Genomic DNA, 23,337 nt, shown 5'->3' with positions numbered 1-23,337 from the left:
TTTCTAGACACTAAACGGTGCGACGCTAAGCATCGATCTGTTGCACAATACGCCCCGAACCGTTTTCCTCAGGATGTTCAATGTTTAGATCAATTCCCATGCGGGTTGTGGGGCTGGCCGTGATGCTGGCCGCCGCTGCCGGTTGTTCGTCGAAGAAAGCCGCCATCTATGAGCATGAGAACTTCGACGATTCCGGAACGTTTTCGCGTAATTATCCGGTGACCGATAAGCAGTCCTGCGAGGCCGCCCGTCGGGCTTTGCTCAGCCAGGGTTACATCATCACCAGCGCCGATCCGAAGCTGGTCAGTGGTCACAAGAGTTTCCAGCAGACTGGCGAGACCCACATGGAGATCAGCTTCAGCGTGGTTTGTGCCGATGATGGCAGCGAAGGGCACCACGCGACCGTGTTCGCCAACGCCCTGCAGGACCGTTATGCGCTGAAGAAGACCAACAACTCCGCCAGTCTCGGTGTCGGTGTGTTGGGCTCGGTCTCGATGCCGATCGGCTCGTCCGACGACTCGATGGTCAAGGTCGCCAGTGAAACCGTATCCTCGGCCAAGTTCTACGAGCGTTTCTTTGCCCTGGTCGAGTTGTTCCTGCCACCGGAAGCGAAGAAGGCAGCGCACATTACCGAGAAGCCGAAGACTGAGCTGGGTGTGCCTGAAGTCAAGGCTGTGCCGGCTCAGATGGCCCCGACTCCGACCCCTGCGGCCGAACCTGCGCCTGCTCCAGCGCCGGCAGCTGAACCTGCACCAGCTGAAACCGCTCCAACCAGTTCGGAGCCTGTTGTACCACCTGCTGAAACGGCGCCGATTACCCCGGTGCAGAGCGGCGAGCCGACTTCGTCCACGGAAACAGTGTCTTCACCGGCGGATTCAAGCACCATGCCGGCACCGACCGAGCCAATTTCGGCCATGCCTGTCTCCGGCCAGTAATAGGCTGATGTTACGGATCGGGTCAGACGACTCCGATCCTGTAACACCTTCCAAGATTGATCCACATCAAACCGAGCCGTATTCCTACGGCTCGTATCGAAAAAATTCTGGGATAAATTCCTGACCACCTGCTACGTTTTATTCAGTAGCGATGTAGTGTCATGCGCGCGTCATTTTTCTTTCATGCGGGCACTTTATGCTCAGGGCGCTGGTCATTTATTCAGACGATTTTTTCAACAAGCGATGGGGGTTTTAATAATGGACGATTATCAAGAAGAACTGCTCGAGTATCAGGCGTTTGAACTGGACCCGCTGGAACCGGCCGAAGACGCTACCGAGTTGTAAACGTTACGCGGATTGGCGATGACTGCGGCGAAACTCGCCGGGGGTCTGGCCGTTCCAGCGTTTGAAGGCCCGTTGAAAGGCTTCGGCTGAGGCAAAACCCAGCAGGTAGGCGATTTCCCCGAACGCCAGTTCGGTGTCGCGGATGTAGGTCATGGCGAGGTCGCGACGTGTGTCGTTGAGAATGGCACGAAATTGCGTGCCTTCGTCGGCGAGCTTGCGACGCAAGGTCCAGGTTGGCAGCTTCAGGCGTGCCGCCACTTCTTCCAGGTCGGGTTCCCGACCACCATTGAGCAACGGCCCCAGTAACTGAGTGATGCGTTCACGCAGGCTGCGGGTGCGTGTCAGTTGCTCCAGTTCCCGCTCACACAGTTGCAGCAGGTGCCGCCAGGTGCTCGGGCAGTGCTCCGGGTTGCGCTGGGCGAGGCTGTCCAGGCTCAGGCGCAGTTGATTCTGTTCGGCGCCAAACTGAATCGGACACTCCCCCAGCACGGCGTACGCCTCTCGGTAATCCGGCGCCTGGAATTCGATCTCGATCCGTTCGGCGCGTAGCGGGGCAGGGCTTACGCTGGACAATTGCTGCAACCAGCCGGCAATGATCGAGTCCACCACGAAGCGGTTGTAGGCGTTATAGGGGCTGATGGAATAGAACCGCAGCCAGGCGCCTTGGGCGTCTTCATGAAAACTCGACTGGCCGCGATAGTTGGAACCGTACAGCGCTTCGAAGCGAATCAGGCAGCGCGCCGCTTCCCGCACGGTGGGGGCTTGGGCGGCGGTGACTCCGGCCAGGCCGGCCTGGCTCAGGCGACTGAGCCGGCCCATGCGCAAACCCAGTGCCGGATCGTCGGTCAGTTGAATGGCGCCGTGACCCAGGCGCATGTAGCGCGGGATCGAGAGACGGGCGCCGGCTTCGGCCAGCCGTGCGGCATCGAGGCCGTATTGTTCGAGCAGCGGTTGTGGGTCCAGGCCATGGCTGCGCACGGCGTCGGCCAGGCTATGGACGAAACCCACCGACAAATCACCGAGGCGCATCGGCTGCGGTTTCATCGCTTACAACCAGAGGTTCAGCAAACGTGCGCCCCGGGCATCGCCGTCGGCGAATTGCTGCCCGTTGCTGCTGAGGAAGCTTTGACCGGCGCTGCCCTTGTCCCAAAACTGACCGCGCAGGAACACGCTCATGCCGGCGATGGTCTGGCTGCCAGACGGTTGGGCACTCAACGTCAACCGATGCCAGGCCTGACCTTCACTGAGTTCGCCAGCCTTGAGACTGACAGAACTCGGCGTGGACTGGCCTTTGTAGCCACGCCACGGTTGATCCCAGGACCCGCGCCCGACGACGAACGCCGGGACCGCCACCAGTTGCGCGCCTTGATCGTCGAGTTTGCGATAGTTGTCCGGATACCAACTGTCGCTGCCGATCAGCACGCCCAGGCGTCCGGCCGGTGTGTCGACGACGTTGATCGTGTGTTCGGAATGGGCTTGGACAGTGTCGTGCCCAGCGAAAGTCGGGTGCATTTGCCTCTGCGGCTGGCCAATCGGCAGACCGTCGCGACCGAACACCACGCTGCTGTTGTACAGCGCGCCGCGGCCAATCTTCAGGGTGCCATCGCTGACACTCGGCTCGGGCAACACGATGGAACCCGCTACCAGAGTAATGCGGAATTCTTTCGCCAAGCCGCCGAACAGCGCTTGGTAATTCTGGGCCATTTTTTTGGCTTTCATCCGCAAGTGCGCGTCGTCGAGACGGCTGCCGCCCTCGGCACTGATCAGGGCGCGGATGAACTGCAACGGGTTGCTCACCGCCAGCCAGTTCATGGCTTCCTTGAGCGTAGTGGCTTGGTACAACTCGTCTTTTTCGCCGCTGATCATCAGCCAGGTGCCGACATGTTCGGGCAGTACGACGATGGTCTTTTCGTTCAGCAGGCCCTGGTCCTGAGCCTTCTGCAAGTAAGCCGCGAGCTTGCGGTGCAGGCGTTCGGGGCTTTGATAATCGGTTGGGAACAGCTCGGGCTGGATGCCCAGCAGATTGCCGCGATCGGCGGGTGTGCCCTGATCAACCGCGAGACTGATGCGCAGGTCCGACAGGTAATGACCCACCGGACGGTCCGCGGCCCACATCGCGTAGGTCGTGAGGGCGGCGATCAACGCCATGGAGAGGGTCAGGTACAAAAGTTTGCGCATGGGGAAACAGTCAACGGCCGTGTGCAGGGTTCGCGACTAGGGTAGGGCTCATGCCCGCGCTTGCCAAGGGGCGCTGTGCATTTGGATCAATAAGTTGTCAGTTACGGTCATTGAGTGACAGCAGTGCGACTCTTAGTCTGTCGAACATGACTGACGGGGGCCGAAGAGCTCCTGCATTTTTTTTCGTGATCGCTCGTTGTGGAGTTACCGATGGCCGCCGCTCATTACCCGCACCTGTTGGCCCCGCTGGATCTGGGTTTTACCACGTTGCGCAACCGCACCCTGATGGGTTCGATGCACACCGGCCTCGAGGAAAAGCCCGGCGGCTTCGAGCGCATGGCTGCGTATTTCGCCGAGCGTGCCCGTGGTGGCGTTGGCCTGATGGTCACTGGCGGTATCGGCCCGAACGATGAGGGCGGGGTTTACTCCGGCGCGGCCAAGCTGACCACCGAGGAAGAGGCGCTCAAGCACCTGATCGTTACCCGCGCGGTGCATGAGGCGGGCGGCAAGATCTGCATGCAGATTCTCCATGCCGGGCGTTATGCCTACAGCCCAAAGCAAGTGGCGCCGAGCGCGATTCAGGCGCCGATCAACCCGTTCAAGCCTAAAGAGCTGGACGAGGAAGGCATAGAGAAGCAGATCAGCGATTTCGTCACCTGCTCGACTCTGGCGCAAAAAGCCGAGTACGACGGCGTCGAGATCATGGGCTCCGAAGGTTATTTCATTAACCAATTCCTCGCGGCCCACACCAACCATCGCACTGACCGCTGGGGCGGCGCTTACGAAAACCGCATGCGCCTGCCGGTAGAAATTGTCCGCCGGGTGCGCGAAGCGGTCGGCCCGAACTTCATCATTATCTTTCGCCTGTCGATGCTTGATCTGGTGGAAGGGGGCAGCAGCTGGGAAGAGATCGTGCAATTGGCCAAGGCCATCGAGCAGGCCGGTGCGACGATCATCAACACCGGCATCGGCTGGCACGAAGCGCGGATTCCGACCATCGCCACCAAAGTGCCGCGTGCGGCGTTCAGCAAGGTTACGGCCAAGTTGCGCGGCTCGGTCAGTATTCCGCTGATCACCACCAACCGCATCAACACCCCGGAAGTCGCCGAGCAGATTCTGGCCGAAGGCGATGCCGACATGGTGTCCATGGCGCGGCCGTTCCTCGCCGACCCGGAATTCGTCAACAAGGCTGCGGCCGGTCGTGGCGATGAAATCAACACCTGTATCGGTTGCAATCAGGCGTGCCTGGATCACACCTTTGGCGGCAAGTTGACCAGTTGCCTGGTGAACCCGCGGGCTTGCCATGAAACCGAACTCAATTACCTGCCGGTGCAGCAGATCAAGAAAATCGCCGTGGTCGGTGCCGGCCCTGCCGGTTTGTCTGCCGCCACTGTAGCTGCTGAGCGTGGTCATCAGGTGACGTTGTTCGATTCGGCCAGCGAAATCGGCGGTCAGTTCAACATCGCCAAGCGCGTGCCGGGCAAGGAAGAGTTCTTCGAAACCTTGCGCTACTTCAGCCGCAAGTTGCAGACCACCAACGTCGAGTTGTGCCTGAACACCCGTGTGGATGTGGCGCAATTGGTTGAGGGCGGTTACGACGAAATCATCCTGGCGACCGGCATTGCGCCGCGGGTACCGGGGATTCCGGGCGTCGAGCACGCCAAGGTGCTGAGCTACCTGGACGTGATCCTTGAGCGTAAACCCGTGGGCAAGCGCGTCGCGGTGATTGGCGCCGGCGGTATTGGTTTCGACGTGTCGGAATTCCTCGTTCACGAGGGTGTGGCCACCAGTCAGGACCGCGAAGCGTTCTGGAAGGAGTGGGGCATCGATACATACCTCCAAGCGCGCGGCGGTGTTGCGGGGATCAAGGCGCAGCCGCATGCGCCGGCCCGTGAAGTGTTCTTGCTGCAGCGCAAGAAGTCCAAGGTCGGCGACGGCCTGGGTAAAACCACTGGCTGGATTCACCGCACCGGTCTGAAGAACAAGCAGGTGCAGATGCTCAACAGCGTCGAGTATCTGAAGATCGACGACGAGGGGCTGCACATCCGTATCGGCGAAAGCGGCGAACCGCAGGTATTGCCGGTGGACAACATCGTGATCTGCGCCGGGCAGGATCCGTTGCGTGAGTTGCACGACGGTCTGGTCGCGGCCGGGCAGAACGTACATTTGATCGGCGGCGCGGACGTGGCGGCAGAGCTGGATGCCAAGCGCGCGATCAACCAGGGTTCGCGGTTGGCGGCTGAACTCTAACGTACACCGCAACCCCTTGTAGCAGCTGGCGCAGCCTGCGTTCGGCTGCGAAGCAGTCGCAAAATCAGGCATCGCGGTATTTCAGGTACACCGAGGTGTCAGGATTGACGACTGCTTTGCAGCCGAACGCAGCCTTCGGCAGCTGCTACAGGGATCGTGCTGGCTGATAGACTCCTGCTTTTCGCCAGAACGTAGCGCATTGATGCTTTCTCTTCCCAGCGACTGGCTACCCCAAGCCCCCCTCGAACCCCTTCACCTCGACTGGCTCACCACTGCCGGCATCGACGTCGCGATCCTGCGTCTGGACCAGATCGACCCGCTGATCAGCGGCAACAAGTGGTTCAAGCTCATCGAACACCTGAAAGCCGCCGACCAGAACGGCGCCCAAGGCATCATCAGCCTGGGCGGTGCCCATTCCAATCATCTTCACGCGCTGGCCGCTGCGGGCAAACGCTTCGGTTTCACCACTGTGGGTTTGCTGCGTGGGCATCCGCAAGAAACGCCGACAGTAAAGGACTTGCAGGCGTTCGGCATGCAGTTGCATTGGTTGGGTTATGGCGGTTATCGAGCGCGGCACGAACCGGGTTTCTGGCAGCCATGGCGGGAGCAATACCCCGAGCTACATCCAGTGCCGGAAGGTGGCGGCGGCTTGCTTGGGGCGAAGGGCTGCGGGCAATTGGTGACTCTGGCCTGCGAGCAATTGAGCGGTCTGGGCTGGAGCAACTACGACGGCTGGTGGCTGGCCTGCGGAACGGGCACCACCCTGGCAGGGTTGGTTCTGGCCGAGACGGGTGAGCATCCGGTGTATGGCGCGCTGGCGGTACCTGACGATCATGGCGTAGCGCAGCAGGTCGAATCGATTCTTCGCGAGACAGGTCTGCAGGACCCGGTTTATGAACTGTTCGACGCCAGCCGCGGCGGCTTTGCCAAAGTCGATCCGCTTTTACTCGAGTTCATTGAGCAGACCGAACAGGCCAGCGGCATTCCTCTCGAACCGCTGTACACCGGCAAAGCGCTGCTGGCGCTCAAGCAGCGAGTCGAGGCGGGTAAATTTGCCCGGGGAACGCGCTTGATTTTCATCCACTCCGGCGGCTTGCAGGGCCGCCGGGGTTTCGAGCAGACCAGTCGCGACTAACCGCGCTTGGGCACCATCCGCAGCAAGGTGTTATCGCGCACCACATAGTGATGGTAAAGCCCGGCCACGGCGTGCAGTCCGATCAGCCAATAGCCGATCGTCCCGCCGAGTACATGCCAGCCCTCAAGCTGCTTGGCCAGCGGTTTGTTTTCTTCGATCAGCAACGGCAGGTCGATGCCATAGAACATCACCTGATGCCCCTCGGCGCTGGTAATCAACCAGCCCAGAATCGGCATGGTGATCATGAAAATATACAGCGCCCAGTGCATCAGTTTGGCGAGCAGGGTTTGCCAACGAGGCGAGGCGGGGAAGATCTGCGGTGCCGGCCCCAGGCTGCGAGCGAACAGCCGCAGCCAGACCAGCACGAACACCGTCAGGCCGAGCATGAAGTGCGCTTCCTTGATCAGCGTCCGGCCGCCACTGCCTTTGGGGAATATCCCGCGCAATTCGATGCAGGCGTAAACCACTATTAGCAGCACCAGCATCAACCAGTGCAGCGCGATCGATACGGTGCTGTAGCGTGATTCGGAATTCTTCCAGGGCATACGGTGTTCCTCACAGGTCAGGTCTGAAGTCACCGTTCTTGTTCGACGGCGTGGGGTAACTGTAATCCTGTTTGGTGGGTTTGCCTGAGGCGAAGGGGCTGTTCAATGCTCTGGATCAAGTGATCGGCCACAAAAAAGCGCCAGTTCCGTTAAAGGACTTGGCGCTTTTTTGTGAAACGAGAGGTGCAATCAGTCGGTTTGCGGCATCTCGCCGTTGGCCAGGCGCTTGTTGATGTCGGCGATAACTTCCGGCAAGTCGGTGATGGTGTCGATCATGTAGTGCGGCCGCGAGCCTTCGAACATCGCGTGAATGCGCTTGCGTTCGCTGGCCAGTTTATCGCTGCCCAGAGCGCGATAGCCTTCGTAGTCGAGACCCAGCGCGTTGCCGGAGCAGATCAACGCCACGGTCCACATGCCGGCGCGGCGACCTTCGAGGATGCCCGGCACCGTGTCGTCGATCTTCACGCAGGCCGCGACATCGTCAATGCCCAGGGCAATCACGTTGGCCAGTGCCTGAGCCGGCCAAGGGCGGCCGTTGGGCACTTCGTCAGTGGCGACCACGTGGTCGGCGACGTAGCCATTGGTGGCGGCCAGTTCTACCACTTTGTCCATGACCTGTTTCGGGTAGCCGGAGCAGGAGCCGATCTTGATCCCTTGCTGACGCAGATTGGCGATGGTCTCCAGAGCGCCCGGAATCAGCGCCGAGTGTTCGGCGATTTTTTCGATCTGCAGCGGCATGAAGCGTTGGTAGATAGCCGTGACGTCATCGTCGGTCGGCGTGCGGCCGAACGCTTTGCGGTAACGCTCGGCGACTTGCGGCTGATCGCACAGGGTGCGGATGTGGTCCCACTTGCCCATGCCCATCGGTCCACGGGCTTCTTCGATGGAAACCTGGACGTCGAACTCGGCGAAGGCTTCGACAAAAATCTGCGTCGGGGCGAAGGAGCCGAAGTCGACCACGGTGCCGGCCCAGTCGAGGATGGCGGCTTGCAGTTTGGTTGGGTTGCTGTAGTTCATGGCAAATAAATTCCTATGAGAAGGAGATATACGGGAGTTCGATGTACCTGTGGGAGCGGGCTTGCCCGCGATGAGGCCCTGTCAGTCGACATTCAATGGTGAATGGCAGACCGCTATCGCGGGCAAGCCCGCTCCCACAGGGATCAGGGGAGAATTAGATTTCGAGTACTTCCATCTCGCGCAACACTTCGGCGACCGCCGCCACGGCTGCGTGCATTTCGCCCTGGTTGACGTGCCCGATGCAGCCGACGCGGAACGTTTCGACCTGGGTCAGTTTGCCGGGGTAGAGGATGAAACCCTTGGCCTTGACCCGCTCGTAGAATTCCTTGAACTGATAGCGCGGGTCTTTCGGCGCGTGGAAGGTGACGATGATCGGCGCCTGGATCGCGGCGGGCAGGAAGCTGCGCAGGCCCAGTTTGGCCATGTCATCGAGCAGCACCTGGCAGTTATTGGCGTAGCGCTGATACCGTGCGGGCAAGCCACCTTCTTCGTTGTATTGCAGCAGCGCTTCGTGCAGCGCCGCAACCACGTGGGTCGGCGGGGTGAAGCGCCATTGGCCGGTCTTGGCCATGTAGGTGTGCTGGTCAAAGAGGTCCATCGCCAGTGAGTGCGAGTTACCGGCGGCATTGGCCAGCGCTTCTTTGCGGGCAAAGACGAAGCCCATCCCCGGCACACCTTCCAGGCATTTGCCCGAGGCGGCGATCAGCGCATCGAACGGCACATCCTGGGCGTCGATCGGCAGGGCGCCAAACGAACTCATGGCGTCGATGATCAGGCGTTTGCCGTGTTGCTCGATGACGTGAGCGATTTCAGCCAGCGGGTTGAGAATGCCGGTGCTGGTTTCGCAGTGAATCAGCGCGACGTGGGTGATGCTGGCATCGGCCCGCAGCAGGCGGTCGACGTCGGCGGCGGTGGTCGGTTCGTCTTCGGCGGTTTCGAAGGTGCTGAACGAGCGGCCGAGCACTTCGCAGATTTTCGCCAGGCGTTTGCCGTAGGCACCGTTGATCAATACCAGCACTTTACCGTCGCGAGGCACCAGCGTGCCGATGGCCGCTTCGACCGCGAACGTGCCGCTGCCTTGCAACGGCACGCAGTAATGGCTGTCGCCACCGTTGATGATCGTCAGTAGTTGTTCGCAGAGGTTGGCGGTCAGTTGGTTGAAGCGGTCATCCCATGAGCCCCAGTCGACCATCATTGCCTGACGGGTGCGGCTCGCTGTGGTCAATGGACCGGGGGTGAGCAGGATGGGCTCGGCAGTACTCATTCTTGTGTCCTCGCAAAAGCTCAGTGGGATGAAGCTACGGGACATAAATTGCAATTCGGTGAGCTATCAATCAAATTGTTTGTTGTTATGCCAGCCATCAGTGAGGGTTATTCATGAATCTGTTTCAGCTGCGCGCCTTCGACGCTGTGGCTCGGGAAGGCAGCTTCACCCGCGCCGCCGAGCGCCTGTTTATCAGCCAACCGGCCGTTACCGGGCACATCAAGGCGCTGGAGGAGCATTACCAGATCACCTTGTTGCGACGCACCGCGCGGCGCGTCGAGCTGACGGAAGAGGGCACCAAACTGGCGGCGATCACTCGGGCGATGTTTGGTCTGGCCGAAGAAGCGCAGGTAATGCTGGAGGCCAACCGTCAGTTACTGACCGGGCGCCTGGAAGTGGCGGCGGATGGGCCGCACATGGTCATGCCGATGCTCGCCAGCCTGCGCGCGCGTTATCCGGGAATCACCGTGAACCTGCGGTTGGGCAATGCCCAGGAAACGTTGGCGGCGTTGCTGTCGGAGCATGCCGACGTGGCGGTGCTGACCGAGGTCGAGCCGCGCAAGGGGCTGCACCTGCAAGCGTTGAGCGAATCGAGGATTTGCGCGTTGGTGCCCGCGGGTCATCCGTGGGCGCAGAAGTCCAAAGGGGTGCAGCTCAAAGAACTGGACCAGGTGATCATGGTCTTGCGTGAACCGAGTTCGATCACCCGACGCACGTTCGACGAAGCGTGCGCTCAAGCCAGGGTCAATCCTCGGGTGTTGCTGGAACTGGACAGTCGTGAGGCCGTGACCGAGGCGGTGGCCGCGGAGTTGGGCGTGGGCGTGGTGTCGTCGGTGGAGGTCAGCCACGACCCGCGAGTGGCGGCGGTGCCGATTATGGGCGAGGGGTTGGTCAATCGGCACATGATCGGGTGCATGGAACGGCGGCGGGATTTGCGCTTGATACAGGCGTTTTTTGAGTTGGCGCCTGTCTGATAGACCGCGGCGCGGCTATCGCGGGCAAGCCACGCTCCCACAGGGATTTATGCTGGCCGAAAATCTTGTATACGACACAAAACCTGTGGGAGCGTGGCTTGCCCGCGAAGGGGCCAGATCTGCCTACAACAGACTCTCGCGAACCATCTCCAGAAACGTCGCCACCACCCGCCGCGAACTCTGTTCGCGCAAGCACACCAGAGTCTCCGTCAGCCGCCGTGTGCAATCGGTAATCGGCAATGCGCATACCCGCGAATCCGCGCCGAACTCAGCGGCCGACACCACCCCGACGCCAATCCCGACCACCACCGCCTCGCGCGCGGCTTCCCGGCCTTCGACTTCAATCGCTGGGCGGATGCGCAACCCGGCGCGGGTCATTTCTTCTTCCAGAGTTTGCCGAGTCACCGAGCCGATTTCCCGCAGCACCAACGGCGTGTCGTCCAGGTCCGCCAGGCAGATGGACTCGCGATCGGCCCACGGATGATGGCGTGAAACGAACGCCACCATCGGGTCATTGCGCAGCGGCAGCGACAGCAAACGTTCGTCGCTGACATCACGCCCCAACAGGGCCAGATCGGCCTGGTAGTTGAACAGCCGAAACAGTGATTCGTCGGTGTTGCCGGTTTCAATCTTTACGCTGATGCCGGGGTAGCGTTCACAGAACCGCGCAATCTGCGGCAGCACATGCACCGGCGCGTCCACCGCCAGAATCAGGCTGCCGGTCTGCAACGCCTGAGACGCGTGAAGCAACTCCTGCGCCTCGGCTTCGATGACGAACAGCCGCTGGGTGATGCTCAACAGGCGCTCACCCAGATCGGTCAGGCGCACGGAGCGTTTATTGCGGTGGAACAGCAACACACCGAAACGCTCTTCGAGCTTGCGCACTTGGTCGGAAATCGCCGGTTGCGTCAGAAACAGCCGCTCGGCGGCCCTGGTGAAGCTTCCGTGGACCGCGACGGCGTGGAAGGCTTTGAGCTGGGCGTGGGATACCGACATCGAACTCTCCAGTGACGAGCTTAACCAGTAACAACCTGAGCTTATATTTGAAATACGATAAATCGATTTCACTTATTAATCAGTAATTGTTTTTATCCGCTTCAGCCCTGATGACTGGTCAGTCGAACAGCATCGGTGGCCATGAGCCCATGCGTGCAATCAGCAGGACTCATCTGACCGGTATCGCCTCAGGGAACAGGCGATACCGCAGTGCTCAACAATAAAAAACACAGGCGTTTTCTTCCAATTCTGCCGGCACACTCACACCCTGAGGTCAGAACCACAATGAACAGTCCCATCGGTACCATCAAGCGTTGGCGCGTGCAGATTTTCGCCATCACCTGGCTCGCGTATGCCGCGTTCTACTTCACCCGCAAAGCCTTTTCCGTGGCCAAACTGGGGATCGCCGAAGACCCCGACTTCACCCTCGACAAGATGGCTATGGCCAACCTCGACGCCATCTACCTGGCCGCTTACGCCATCGGGCAATTCACCTGGGGCATCCTGGCCGACCGCTTCGGCCCAAGGGTTGTGGTGCTCGGCGGGTTGCTGATTTCCGCGGTGGCCGCTCTGGTGATGGGCAGCTTTGCTACGTTGCCGATTTTCGCCACGTGCATGCTGATTCAAGGGCTGGCGCAGTCCACCGGATGGTCGGGGCTGTGCAAGAACATTGGCAGTTTCTTTCCCGCCGAGCAGCGGGGGCGGGTGTTGGGTTTATGGAGTTCCTGCTACGCCTTTGGCGGGCTGGTGGCCTCGCCGTTTGCGGGTTGGTGGGCGTATACGCTGATCGGCACCTGGCATGCGGCGTTCATTTCCAGTGCGGCGGTGGTTGGGCTGGTCGCCGTGCTGTTTTTTATTTTTCAACGTAACAAACCCGAAGACGTTGGCTTGCCAGCGGTGGAGCCGGAACCCGAGCTGACCGCTGAAGAGGCGCATGCTCAAAGCAAGATCAGTGTGCTGGAGCCCTTAAAGGAAATCCTGCGCAACCGAACCGTGCTGGTGCTGGGCCTGGCGTACTTTCTGTTGAAACCGGCGCGCTACGCGATTCTGTTGTGGGGGCCGGTGATCGTCTTCGAGCAAATGCCCACGGTGGGCAAGGTCGGCGCGGCGATCATCCCCACCGCGTTCGAACTGGCCGGGTTGCTCGGGCCGATCCTGCTGGGGCTGGCCTCGGACAAACTGTTCGGTGCCCGCCGCATGCCGGCCTGTGTGCTGAGCTTGTTGGCACTCACCGTTTCCCTGGCGCTGTTCATGGGCGCCCTGCATACCGGCAGCGTGTTGCTGGTGGTGGCGCTGCTGTTCGTCATGGGCCTGACCCTGTACGGACCGGACTCGATGATCAGCGGCGCGGCGGCGATCGATTTCGGCACCGCCAAGGCCGGTGGCACTGCGGCGGGCTTCGTCAATGGTTGCGGTTCGGTCGGGGCGATTCTCGGCGGGCTGCTGCCGGGTTACTTCGATTCGGTCACGGTGTTCATCGTCTTTGCCGGGTGCGCGTTGTTTTCAGCGCTGGTGCTGATCCCCCACTGGAACAGTCGCCCGGCTGGTCTGCGTCCCGAACGTGCATGTGTGCCTAACCAACCGATGACTGTAAAACCCCTGCGTACATAAGGATTACCCCCATGAGACCTTACTGGCTGGAACAGGCGCTGGCGGCCGAGTCCTGCACGCCGTGCGAACCTTTAGCCGGTGATGACCGCGCCGACGTGTGCATTGTCGGTGGCGGCTACACCGGGTTGTGGACCGCAATCATGCTCAAGCAGCAGAACCCCGAACTGGAGGTGCTGCTGATCGAGGCGGACATCTGCGGTGCCGGTGCCAGTGGGCGCAATGGTGGTTGTGCGCTGTCGTGGTCGGCCAAGTATTTCACCCTGGAACGGCTGTTCGGCGTCGAAGAGGCCGTGCGCTTGGTCAAGGAGTCCGAGCGCAGCATCCACGCTATCGGTGCCTTTTGCGAAGAGTACGCGGTGGACGCCGATTACCGCCTCGATGGCACGCTCTACACCGCTACCAATCGCGCCCAATGTGGCTCGACCGACGCGGTGATCGCCGCGCTGGAGCGCAACGGCATCAACTCTTTCACCCAGCGGCCAGTGGCGGATGTACAGCGCATGGCCGGTTCCAGCAAACACCTGGAGGGCTGGTTTTCCCCGGCTGCCGCGAGTGTTCAGCCGGGCAAACTGGTGCGCGGCTTGCGTCGGGTGGCCCTGCAATTGGGGGTGAGGATTCATGAAAACACTGCGATGACTGGCCTGGTGGAGGGCAAGCCGGCGGGGATTAAAACCCCCAATGGCACGGTCCGCGCCGACCGGGTGGTGCTGGCGATGAATGCCTGGATGGCCCGGGCGTTTCCGCAGTTCGAGCGCAGTGTGGCGATTGTTTCCAGCGACATGCTGATCACCGAACCGCGGCCGGATTTGCTCAACGAGATCGGTTTGACCAGCGGCGTAACGGTGCTCGATTCACGGATTTTTGTGCACTACTACCACAACACCCCGGACGGTCGAATCATGCTCGGCAAGGGCGGCAATACCTTCGCCTACGGTGGGCGAATGCTGCCGGTGTTCGATCAGCCGTCGCCTTATGCCGGCCTGTTACAACACAGCCTGAGCGAGTTTTTTCCGGCGTTCGCCAAGGTCAAGGTCGAGGCCACCTGGAATGGGCCGTCGGATCGCTCCGTCACCGGTTTACCGTTCTTCGGCCAGATGAGCGCCAGCGGCAATGTGTTCTACGGTTTCGGTTACTCCGGCAGCGGGGTCGGGCCTTGCCATATGGGCGGGCAGATTCTCGCCTCAATGGTGATGGGGCTGGACAACGCCTGGACCCGTTCGCCTTTGGTGAACGGCCCGTTGGGCTTTTTTCCGCCGGAGCCGATTCGTTACCTCGGCTCATTGATGGTGCGCAATGCCATCCGCCGCAAGGAGCGCGCCGAGGATCACGGGCATCGGCCACGGCACCTCGACGTGCGTCTGGCCAAGTTTGCCGCGGCGGCGGGCAAGGCCGACAAGGGATGAGGCTCAGGGTGCGAGATCCGAGCGGTTGACCAGCCAATCGAGCAGCAGACGGCCATCTCGATGTGACTCGGGAGCGGGCCGGGAAGGTTGGGGATGACCCCTGCCGGCACACAGCACCGGCCGGTCCGGATCGCTGTCGAGGAAACTGATCAACACCTCGGTGCCGGCCATGGGCAGCCTGGCCGGATCGATCCGGCCGTCCGGTGTTGCGAGGGCGACCGGTAGCCAGAAACCGGCGGATTCATCCGCCTCGACCCCCGGTGTCGGCCATAGCCTGACCTGTATCCGGCCCTGGTCATCGAGTGCCGCCGGTTGCCCGACGGGGCCCAGCACTCGGGCGGGCTGATAGCCCGGGATGCTCGGCCTGGCGTGTTTGAGCGCCGGTCTGAAGACCGTTGACCAGGGAATGGCAGTGAACTGATTGCTGTAGCGCCGGGCACTGCCGGACTGGTCTTCGGCAAGAATCGACGGCTGCTGTCCTTGGTGCCGGATGTCGGTGAGCAGCCACTGATCATTGAAACTCGAGAGCGGATGTTCCGCCACTTGCAGGATCTGTCCGCTGCACAGTTCGCTCTGATTGCTTTGGCCGTGGATCTGCCGTTGCTGGCAACGCAGGCGTTCCAGCCGTCGGCGGCTGAGCTGGTCGTGATGAAGCTGTTCGGGTGCGGGGCGTGCCGTCATCGGGCCCGTTCTGGTGAGCGGGTGATTGGCCGCTCCATCGCCGATCACCCGCGCGCCGCGGTTTCTGGCCTCCCATCGTGCAGGGGCGAGGTCTGGGTCATGGCGCTGGAACAGTTCGCTGATCACCGGCAAGGCGGAATCGTTGAATGCGTCGTCATGGAACGGCATCAGCAGCGGTTCCTGAGGGAAACTCAGGCTGTCATCGGCCAGTACCAGCACGTGCCCGTCGTGCTGATGTTCGAAGTGATAGTGGATGCCTTCTTCCTCACACAGCCGCTGCATGAAGGCCAGATCGCTTTCATCGTACTGAATGCAAAAAGGTCGGGGCGGGTAACACCCGTTTGCCAGTTCGAAGCGGTAGCTGTGCTCGGGCAGTTGATGCTCCTCCAGCAACTGGCGCACGATTGCGGGTGCGCTGAGACGATGAAACACCCGACGCGAACTGTGCCGATCCAAGTGTTGAAGATGGGGCGTCAGCACCAGAGAGTAGCCGACCCGGTGCGGGCCGCGATGTTCGCGACTGACGCTGTGGATCACGCCGTGAATGCCCTGGTCACCCGCCAGCCGCAGAAATGCCGGTTGTTGCAGCCATTGGTCGAGGTGCATCGACGATGCGAGGCCGATCACGTCGATGTCGAATCGATAGGGCTGGCTGAGACCTTCACGGCCACTGAACTGCAATACCTGCAAGCTCAAACCGCCGTCGAGAAGTGTCAGGGTGAAAGGGCTTTCCTTGTCGTTGTGCATCGAACGCGCTTCTGCCGGGGAGGATGGGCGCAGAGGGTACGAAACCACAGCCCTGAAGCGTCACCGCAAATCGACTTTTCAGAATCGCCCTACAAACATTGGTGAAGATGTCGATTCGTCATGGGGTGAATATCTTGGAATTTTTGGTCGATTGGCATCTTTAGGCCGTATAAACTTGCGCCATGCGTCGGCCAATAGATGTCTCGGCGCCACAGATCGAGAGAGTGAGTAATGGGCGCACAGTGGAAGGTTAAACACAAAGAAGCGGCAGCCAACGCCAAGGGCAAGATTTTCGGCAAACTGGTGAAAGAAATCACTATCGCTGCCCGCAACGGTGCCGATACCGCCACCAACGCACACCTGCGTCTGGTGGTCGAACAGGCGAAAAAAGCCTCGATGCCCCGCGAAACCCTGGAACGCGCGATCAAGAAAGGCTCCGGCCAGCTCGGCGAAACCGTGCAATACCATCGCGTGACATATGAAGGGTTCGCACCGCATCAGGTGCCGCTGATCGTTGAATGCGTGACTGACAACATCAACCGCACCGTCGCTGAAATCCGCGTCGCGTTCCGTAAGGGCCAGTTGGGCGCTTCCGGTTCGGTGGCCTGGGACTTCAACCACGTCGGCATGATCGAGGCGTCCCCGGACAGCCCTGACGCCGATCCGGAAATGGCCGCGATCGAAGCCGGTGCCCAGGATTTCGAGCCAGGTGAAGACGGCGCGACGCTGTTCCTGACCGAGCCTGCGGACCTGGATGCGGTACAGAAAGCGCTGCCGGAGCAGGGTTTCACCGTGTTGTCGGCCAAGTTGGGTTACCAGCCGAAGAACCCGGTCAGTGGCCTGAGCGACGAGCAGATGGCAGAAGTCGAAGCGTTTCTCGAAGGCCTCGATAACCACGATGACGTGCAGGACATGTTTGTCGGGCTGGCGGGTTAAGTCTGTGTGTCATTGACGGTTCTGTAGCCTGATAGACCATCATCGCGAGCAGGCTCGCTCCCACAGGAGATTTGTGAACGCCACAGATCAATTGTGGGAGCGAGCCTGCTCGCGAATGACCGCGCAGCGGTCACCGTCCCTTCAATTCCCGCACAACCTCGTTGAACCCCGGTCGCGCCAGCACCTCCGGCTGACAGCAGCGCTGCTGCAACGCCTCTAGCGACTCACGACCTTCATCGCTCAACCCCGAGTCGACCCGCGCCAGCAATTCCCCCAGCAGTACCCCGAACGCCCGCACTTCGATCCGTTGCAGCGCACGGCTTTCAAGGCTGTCCGAAGTGGCATGGAAAGACGCCGCGCCAAAGTCGCCCAACAGGCAATCACCGTGCTCGTTCCACAGAATGTTGTGGCCATAGAGGTCGCCGTGGGTGATGCCTTGGCGGTGCAAATGTTCAGCCACCGAAGCGATGCCACTGGCGATGCGCAGTGCCACGTCAGCGCTGAACCGGATGTCGTCGGCGTAGACGTCGCGGGTGCATGACGTCAGGCTCGGCAGCCCGGCCAGGTTGCGGTAACTCGGATCGATCAGTTGCATCACCAGCCCGGCCTGCGCTTGCGGATGCCCGGCGATCCGCCCTTCGACCCGGATCAGGTTGGGGTGGATGCCGGCGGTGATGCAGGCGTTCATTTCGTGCAACGGCGAGCCATCGCTGGTCATTTCGCCTTTGTAGAGTTTCACCGCGACCTGTTTCGTCTGCTCCCACAACGCCTGATGAATAACTCCCGACGCGCCTTCGCCGAGTTTTTTCTCCAGGCTCAGTTGGGACCAGGGAATGCTCGCCGTGGCTTCGAGGGCGGCGGCATCGGCTTCGGTTTCCAGCGGGTTACCGGCGTACGCCAGCCAGGTCAGGCTCGGCAGGGTCAGCAGCCACTCGGGAAGCTCGGTGAGCTGATTGGCGGCGATGCGGATCAGTTCGAGTCGATGGCAGTGCCTCAGGCTTTCGGGCAAACGCTGTAACCGATTGCCGGCGAGCATGAGCTTTTGCAGATGCGGGCGTTCACCCAGTTCGGTCGGCAGCTCCGTGAGGCGGTTGTCGGTCAGGATTAGCCAGCGCAACAGCGGCGGCAGCGCGGCGCCCGGCACGTTTGCGATGGCGTTGGCCTTGAAGCCGATCATCGTCAGCGCCGTGCACTGGCCCAGGCAAGCGGGCAGTTCGGTGAACCGGTTGTCCGAGCAGAACAGCACGCGTAAACGGGTCAGGCGGTGCAGGTCGTCCGGCAGGCTACGCAAGGCGTTGCCACTGAGGTTGAGCACTTCCAGCGAGTCCGCCAAGTCGAAGATTTCCCGGGGGAACTCGGTCAGGCCGCAGGACAGATCCAGGCGAGTGATGCCCGACAATTGGCCGGCGCGCAGTTGGGCGAGGGTATCCATGGGCAGATTCGCTATTGATCCGGAGGAGGGCGTGGGGGCCTGGAAATGGGCCACATGATAGCGGGAAAGTCGGGTTTGCCCTAAGGCCCGTAAGTCAAGACGCAGAACCTGTGGGAGCGAGGCTTGCCCGCGAAGAATACACCGCGGTTTTTCAGGCATTACGCGCCATCGTTTTTCGCGGGCAAGCCTCGCTCCCACAGGACTTTCGTCGCTCACTCCTCACGCAGGAGCTGCCGCAGGCTGCGATCTTTTGATCTTCGAGGTTAGCGCTCGATACTGCGATTCCACCGGGCATTCCACGCCGGGCGCTGTTCGTTGACCTGATCCCAGTCGATGGCGATCGCGGTGGTCAGATACTGCTTCATCGCCTCGACCTGACCGCGGGTCTTGTCGGTGGTTGGTGTATTCGGGTTGGACGGAATCTGATCGCCATCTTCAAGCGCGGCGGCTTGTGCTTCGGGGGTCAGCAGGAAGGCGGCGAGTTTCTGCGCCAGTTCCGGTTGGGTGTTGTTGGCGATGGCGCATTCAGCGACGTTGAGCACCACGGAGCCTTCCTTCGGCTGCGCATATTCCACCGGCATGCCCTTGAGTTTGAGCGCGGTGACCTGGGTCGGTGTCAGCGGGAACAGCGCCGCTTCGTCGGTCTGGAGCATTTCGGAAATCTTCGCCGAACTCGGAATGTACTCCAGCACGTTGCGCCCGACGGTGTTCGGCCAAGCCTTGAACCCCGGTTCGACGTCGGTTTCGCTGCCACCCTGAATCCGGTTGAACATCAGGAAACCGTGCAGGCCGAAGGTCGAAGACGCCATCGACTGGAACACCAGTTTGTCCTTGAAGCGCGGGTCGGCCATGTCCATCCAGGAGGTCGGTGCGTTCCAGCCTTTTTCCTTGAACAGCCGCGTGTTGTACGCCAGCCCCGTGACGCCGAGGCTGACTGCCACGGCTTGATCCTTGATGCGGCCCTTGGCCGGAATCTGTGCCAGGGGCGGGCTGTCTTCGAGTTTGTCGCACAGGCCCATGGCGATGGCGCGGTACATGATGCCGTCGTCGAGGAACATCACGTGCATCTGCGGGTTGCCTTTGCTGGCCTGGACCTTGGCCAGAATATCGGCGGAGGTTCCCGGCACGATCACCACTTTGACGTTGTTGGCTTTCTCGAAAGCCGGCAGCACCTTGTCGGCGTAGAGCCGCTCCATGGTTCCGCCGTTCATGCCCAGGTAAAGCGTCGGTTCGGCCTGGGCCTGGCTGACCGTGAGCATGACGCCCAAGCAAGAAAAACCGAGCAGTGCACTGCGTTTGAAATTATTCATGGCGCGACCTTCCTCTATCAAGCAACGGAGATGGAGTGAAACCGGGTGATGGAAAACGCATCCAGCGACGTCTTTGACGCGCCGCTACAGATGATCTCGGTGAGCGCCTGGCCCACCGCAGGCCCGATCTGAAAGCCCGCGCCGGCAAAGCCGAACGCGTGCAACAGACCGGGTTGAGTGCTGCTGTGGCCGATCACCGGTTGGCGATCGGGCAGATAACCTTCGGTGCCGCTCCAGGTGCGAATCGCCTGGGCGCCTTCAAGAAACGGGTAGAGTTCGACGGCTTGGCGCAAGATCTCGATGACGGCGTTCTGACCAGGCCGGGCGCGGGCGTTATCGAGGGCAAAGCCCTGGCCGCCGCCCAACACACAATTGCCGCGCGCGACCTGACGGGCATAGATGCCGCCGCCTTCGACGCCGGTGCTGGCATTCATCACCAACGGCAATGGCTCGGTGACCAGCATTGCCGGGTGCCCGGCGTGCATCGGCACCGCTTCACCGAATTGCGCGGCGAGCTTTCCGGCCCAGGCGCCGGCGCAGTTCAGCAGCCAAGGGGCTTGCAGCTCGAGGCCCGATTGAGTGCTGACGCGAAAGCGCTGACCGTCGTGTTCCACCGCCGTCACCGCACATTGCTCATGCAGCTGCGCACCATGCCGACGCGCCGCTTGGGCAAACGCCGGAGACACCAGACGCGGGTTGGCGTGGCCATCGTCCGGGCACAGCGAGGCACCGACCGCGACGTCTCCGACCCACGGAAAACGTGCGCGCAGTTCATCGCGATCAAGCACCTGCAAATCGAGGCCGAACCCCTGGCTGCTGGCGGCGTAGTTCTGCAAGGCGTGCAGGTCGTTGAGGCTGCGGGCGAGTTTCAGGTGACCGCTGCGCTGGTACTCGCCGTTGATGCCGATTAACTGCGGCAGTTGCCCCCAGATCTCGTGAGCCCGTTGCGACAGCGGTAATTGCGACAGCGGCCGGCCCTGACGCCGCACGCCGCCGTAGTTCACGCCGCTGGAATGCGAACCGCAAAAGTCCCGCTCCAGCAACGCGACGCGACGACCGGCCTTGCTCAGAAACAGGGCGGCGGAAGCCCCGACAATGCCACCGCCAATGATGATTGCATCGACTTCGATCATGGCTCGACCTCCAGACCGAACGGCAGGGGTTTGATCGGCGCCTGCGCCCGCAACCGGCCGATGTCGGACACCGCGCGCTGGCTTTCGCAGGCAATGATTTCCACTGCGGCGGCGCCACACATCCGGCCCTGGCAGCGACCCATGCCGACCCGACAGTGGGCCTTGACCCGGTTGATCTCCCAATGGCCTTCGCGCACCACTTGGCGGATGTCGCCGGCGCGCACTTCTTCGCAGCGGCAGATCATCAGGTCATCCGCGGCGTCGGTGGCCCAGCTTTCGGGAAAGATAAAGGCGCGCTCAAGGCCTTGGCGGAATCTGCCGATAGTGTTCAGCGACTGTTCCAGCTGAGTGGCTCGCTGTGGCGGGATCAGGTAACCGATGTCTTCGAGCAGCGCCAGGGCCGCCCGTTCACCGGCCATTTCCGCCGCGTCGGCGCCCATGATGCCGGCGCCGTCACCGGCCAGGTACACCTCGGCGACACTGCTGCGACCGGCACTGTCGCGCTGCGGCAGCCAGGCGCGGTTGAGCGGATTCCAGGTGAATTCGCAGCCCAGCAGGTCGGCGAGTTGGGTTTCGCTGCGCAGGCCATGGGCGAAGGCTATGGCGTCGCAGTCGATTCGATGTTCGCCTTTTGCGTTGTGCCAATTCAGCGATTGCACGCGGTGTTCGCCATCGATGCGTTTCAGGGTGGCGCCCTGATGCACCGGGATGCCGTGAGCGGTCAGCCAGGTGCGGTAATAAATGCCTTTGGCCAGCGTGGAGGGTTGCGACAGCAGGCCGGGCAGGGCGCGGGCCTGAGCGCTGAAGGGCGAGCTGTCGAGCACGGCGATCACATTGGCGCCGGCCTTGGCGTATTGGTACGCCACCAGATACAGCAACGGCCCGCTGCCGGCGAACACTACCCGTTCACCAATGGCACAGCCCTGAAACTTCAAGGCAATCTGCGCCGCACCGAGGCTGTAGACCCCCGGCAACGTCCAGCCTGGCACCGGCAGAATCCGGTCGGTGGCGCCCGTGGCGACAATCACGCGCGAGAACTCCAGCCGTGCGGCGCGGCCCTCATGCAAGGTGTCGAGCGCCCCAGCTTCGGCGTTCCATACCAGGGTGTCGGGGCGGTAATCGAGTTGCTCGCGCAGTGCATCGATTGTCTGATGCAGTGCCTTGGCCTTGCGTGCTTCGAAGCCATACAACTTGACCGCCGAACGCTTGAAGTTCGCCGGCTGGCGCCGATAAATCTGCCCGCCGCCGCGTGCTGCTTCATCCAGCAGAACCGGGCGGACACCATGCGCCACCAGGGTCTGTGCCGCACGTATCCCGGCGGGACCGGCGCCGATGATCACCACAGCGTTCATACCAATCGCCCCGGTTCGCGGTTGATGTGCTGTCCGCTCTCAAGCAGCGTTGAGCAGGCACGCACCCGGCGGCCATCGCCCAGGCGTACCCAGCAGTCCTGGCAGGCGCCCATCAGGCAGAAACCGGCGCGGGGCTCGGCGCTGAAATCGCTGCCGCGCAGATGCTCGCTGCAGGTCAGCACCGCGGTCAGCAGGGTATCGCCGAGCAAGCCACTGGCAGGTTTGCCGTCGAGGGTAAAGTCCAGGGCCGGGCGGTCGCCTTCGGCCAGTCGTTTCAGCAGAGCCATGGCGCCCTCATTGTTTACCCACCAGAACCCGATCCAGGCCGTAGACCCGATCAAGCAGAATCATCGTCAGCGCGGTCAGTGCGATCACCAGGGCCGACACCGCCGCCATCATTGGATCGATGGATTCGGTGGCGTACACGTACATGCGCACCGGCAAGGTTTGCGTGGCCGGCGAGGTGACGAAGATCGACAACGTGACCTCATCAAAACTGTTGATGAACGCCAGCAGCCAGCCACCGGCGACCCCCGGCAAAATCATCGGTAAGGTGATTTGCCGGAACAGCGTGAAGCGTCCGGCGCCCAGGGATTGCGCGGCGTGCTCGGCGCTACGGTCCAGACCGATGGCCGAGGCCAACACGAGGCGCAGCACGTACGGCGTGATCACCAGCACATGGGCGAAGATCAGCCAGGCGAAGCTGCCGTTGACGCCCATCAACGCAAACAACCGCAGCAAGGCGACCCCCAACACCAGGTGCGGGATGATGATCGGCGACAGGAACAGACCGTTGAAAAAGTCCCGTCCGGGGAACTCGAAACGCGTGATTGCCAGGGCTGCCGGCACTGCAATCAGCGTCGCCAGCGTGGCGGCGCAGAACGCCAGGATCAGGCTGTTATAGAACGCATCGACAAAGTCCGCGCGCTCGAACACGGCGCGGAACCAGCGCAGGGAAAACTCCGTGGTCGGCAGGCTCAGGGTGTTTTCCGGGGTGAAGGCGACGAGGCACACCACCACCAGCGGCGCGAGCATGAACAGCACCACCAGGGTATGGAACAGCAGGGCGAAAGGACCGTTTCTGGACATGACG

20 protein-coding genes are annotated in these 23,337 nt (G+C 61.6%); 7 read left to right on the top strand and 13 right to left on the bottom strand.

What is annotated here, in order from left to right:
* The first annotated feature begins 80 nt into the window (after positions 1–80).
* On the top strand, positions 81–935 hold the full coding sequence (locus PSH97_RS18770; RefSeq protein ID WP_305446210.1) for a DUF2242 domain-containing protein: 855 nt from the start codon (positions 81–83) through the stop codon (positions 933–935).
* 348 nt (positions 936–1,283) lie between these two features.
* On the opposite strand, the gene PSH97_RS18765 is transcribed toward PSH97_RS18770, so the two are convergent.
* Together PSH97_RS18765 and PSH97_RS18760 are read right to left on the bottom strand one after the other, a co-directional pair.
* Positions 1,284–2,324 carry an AraC family transcriptional regulator gene (locus tag PSH97_RS18765; RefSeq protein WP_305446209.1) on the bottom strand — a complete coding sequence of 347 codons (1,041 nt, stop codon included), beginning with the start codon at positions 2,322–2,324 and terminating at the stop codon, positions 1,284–1,286.
* 3 nt (positions 2,325–2,327) lie between these two features.
* Positions 2,328–3,458, bottom strand: a complete 1,131-nt coding sequence (locus PSH97_RS18760) for a nitrilase-related carbon-nitrogen hydrolase (RefSeq protein WP_305446208.1) — start codon at positions 3,456–3,458, stop codon at positions 2,328–2,330.
* A gap of 210 nt (positions 3,459–3,668) precedes the next feature.
* On the opposite strand from PSH97_RS18760, the gene PSH97_RS18755 reads away from it, so the two are divergent.
* Both PSH97_RS18755 and PSH97_RS18750 read left to right on the top strand, forming a co-directional pair.
* Positions 3,669–5,708, top strand: a complete 2,040-nt coding sequence (locus PSH97_RS18755; RefSeq protein WP_305446207.1) for an NADPH-dependent 2,4-dienoyl-CoA reductase — start codon at positions 3,669–3,671, stop codon at positions 5,706–5,708.
* Positions 5,709–5,910: 202 nt separating this feature from the next.
* Positions 5,911–6,843, top strand: coding sequence for a 1-aminocyclopropane-1-carboxylate deaminase/D-cysteine desulfhydrase (locus tag PSH97_RS18750; RefSeq protein ID WP_305446206.1), 933 nt, complete (start codon positions 5,911–5,913; stop codon positions 6,841–6,843).
* Here the strand turns inward: PSH97_RS18750 and PSH97_RS18745 are convergent.
* From PSH97_RS18745 to PSH97_RS18735, 3 genes are all read right to left on the bottom strand, one after another.
* Positions 6,840–7,388 carry a cytochrome b gene (locus PSH97_RS18745; RefSeq protein WP_305446205.1) on the bottom strand — a complete coding sequence of 183 codons (549 nt, stop codon included), beginning with the start codon at positions 7,386–7,388 and terminating at the stop codon, positions 6,840–6,842. The two genes, PSH97_RS18750 and PSH97_RS18745, sit on opposite strands and share 4 nt — an antisense overlap.
* A 189-nt stretch (positions 7,389–7,577) precedes the next feature.
* Positions 7,578–8,405, bottom strand: coding sequence for a phosphonoacetaldehyde hydrolase (gene phnX / locus PSH97_RS18740; RefSeq protein ID WP_305446204.1), 828 nt, complete (start codon positions 8,403–8,405; stop codon positions 7,578–7,580).
* 154 nt (positions 8,406–8,559) lie between these two features.
* Positions 8,560–9,669, bottom strand: coding sequence for a 2-aminoethylphosphonate--pyruvate transaminase (locus PSH97_RS18735; protein WP_305446203.1), 1,110 nt, complete (start codon positions 9,667–9,669; stop codon positions 8,560–8,562).
* 113 nt (positions 9,670–9,782) lie between these two features.
* Here PSH97_RS18735 and PSH97_RS18730 point away from each other — a divergent pair, with 113 nt between their 5' ends.
* Positions 9,783–10,643, top strand: a complete 861-nt coding sequence (locus tag PSH97_RS18730) for a LysR substrate-binding domain-containing protein (RefSeq protein WP_305446202.1) — start codon at positions 9,783–9,785, stop codon at positions 10,641–10,643.
* Positions 10,644–10,766: 123 nt separating this feature from the next.
* Here the strand turns inward: PSH97_RS18730 and PSH97_RS18725 are convergent, their stop codons facing one another.
* Positions 10,767–11,639 (bottom strand): LysR family transcriptional regulator, encoded by an 873-nt coding sequence (locus PSH97_RS18725; protein ID WP_305446201.1) that lies wholly within the window; start codon positions 11,637–11,639, stop codon positions 10,767–10,769.
* 285 nt (positions 11,640–11,924) lie between these two features.
* Between PSH97_RS18725 and PSH97_RS18720 the strand changes: the two genes are divergently transcribed.
* Together PSH97_RS18720 and PSH97_RS18715 are read left to right on the top strand one after the other, a co-directional pair.
* On the top strand, positions 11,925–13,250 hold the full coding sequence (locus PSH97_RS18720; protein ID WP_305446200.1) for an MFS transporter: 1,326 nt from the start codon (positions 11,925–11,927) through the stop codon (positions 13,248–13,250).
* Between the two features lie 11 nt (positions 13,251–13,261).
* On the top strand, positions 13,262–14,653 hold the full coding sequence (locus PSH97_RS18715) for an FAD-dependent oxidoreductase (RefSeq protein WP_305446199.1): 1,392 nt from the start codon (positions 13,262–13,264) through the stop codon (positions 14,651–14,653).
* Between the two features lie 3 nt (positions 14,654–14,656).
* On the opposite strand, the gene PSH97_RS18710 is transcribed toward PSH97_RS18715, so the two are convergent.
* The gene (locus tag PSH97_RS18710) at positions 14,657–16,081 is read right to left on the bottom strand and encodes a type VI secretion system Vgr family protein (protein WP_305446198.1); all 1,425 of its coding nucleotides are present in this window, start codon (positions 16,079–16,081) and stop codon (positions 14,657–14,659) included.
* Between the two features lie 231 nt (positions 16,082–16,312).
* Between PSH97_RS18710 and PSH97_RS18705 the strand changes: the two genes are divergently transcribed.
* Positions 16,313–17,017 (top strand): YebC/PmpR family DNA-binding transcriptional regulator, encoded by a 705-nt coding sequence (locus PSH97_RS18705; protein ID WP_095053122.1) that lies wholly within the window; start codon positions 16,313–16,315, stop codon positions 17,015–17,017.
* A 130-nt stretch (positions 17,018–17,147) separates the two neighbouring features.
* On the opposite strand, the gene PSH97_RS18700 is transcribed toward PSH97_RS18705, so the two are convergent.
* The 6 genes from PSH97_RS18700 to PSH97_RS18675 form a co-directional block, all read right to left on the bottom strand.
* On the bottom strand, positions 17,148–18,449 hold the full coding sequence (locus tag PSH97_RS18700) for a leucine-rich repeat-containing protein kinase family protein (protein WP_305446197.1): 1,302 nt from the start codon (positions 18,447–18,449) through the stop codon (positions 17,148–17,150).
* 263 nt (positions 18,450–18,712) lie between these two features.
* The gene (locus PSH97_RS18695) at positions 18,713–19,759 is read right to left on the bottom strand and encodes an ABC transporter substrate-binding protein (protein WP_305446196.1); all 1,047 of its coding nucleotides are present in this window, start codon (positions 19,757–19,759) and stop codon (positions 18,713–18,715) included.
* A 17-nt stretch (positions 19,760–19,776) separates the two neighbouring features.
* Entirely contained in the window at positions 19,777–20,892 is a 1,116-nt protein-coding gene (locus PSH97_RS18690) for an NAD(P)/FAD-dependent oxidoreductase (protein ID WP_305446195.1), read from the bottom strand.
* Positions 20,889–22,244: an FAD/NAD(P)-dependent oxidoreductase gene (locus PSH97_RS18685; protein WP_305446194.1), complete on the bottom strand. Its 1,356-nt coding sequence runs from the start codon at positions 22,242–22,244 to the stop codon at positions 20,889–20,891. The genes PSH97_RS18690 and PSH97_RS18685 overlap by 4 nt, the downstream gene beginning before the upstream one ends.
* A complete protein-coding gene (locus PSH97_RS18680; protein ID WP_305446193.1) occupies positions 22,241–22,531 on the bottom strand; it encodes a (2Fe-2S)-binding protein in 291 nt (96 codons plus the stop codon). Before PSH97_RS18680 ends, PSH97_RS18685 begins: the two co-directional genes overlap by 4 nt.
* Positions 22,532–22,538: 7 nt before the next feature.
* Complete coding sequence (locus PSH97_RS18675; RefSeq protein ID WP_007896923.1) at positions 22,539–23,333, bottom strand: ABC transporter permease; 795 nt, start codon at positions 23,331–23,333, stop codon at positions 22,539–22,541.
* Positions 23,334–23,337: the final 4 nt, after the last annotated feature.

The organism is Pseudomonas cucumis, from assembly GCF_030687935.1.
GTDB lineage: Bacteria > Pseudomonadota > Gammaproteobacteria > Pseudomonadales > Pseudomonadaceae > Aquipseudomonas > Aquipseudomonas cucumis.
This window is presented reverse-complemented; position numbering and strand designations above follow the sequence as displayed.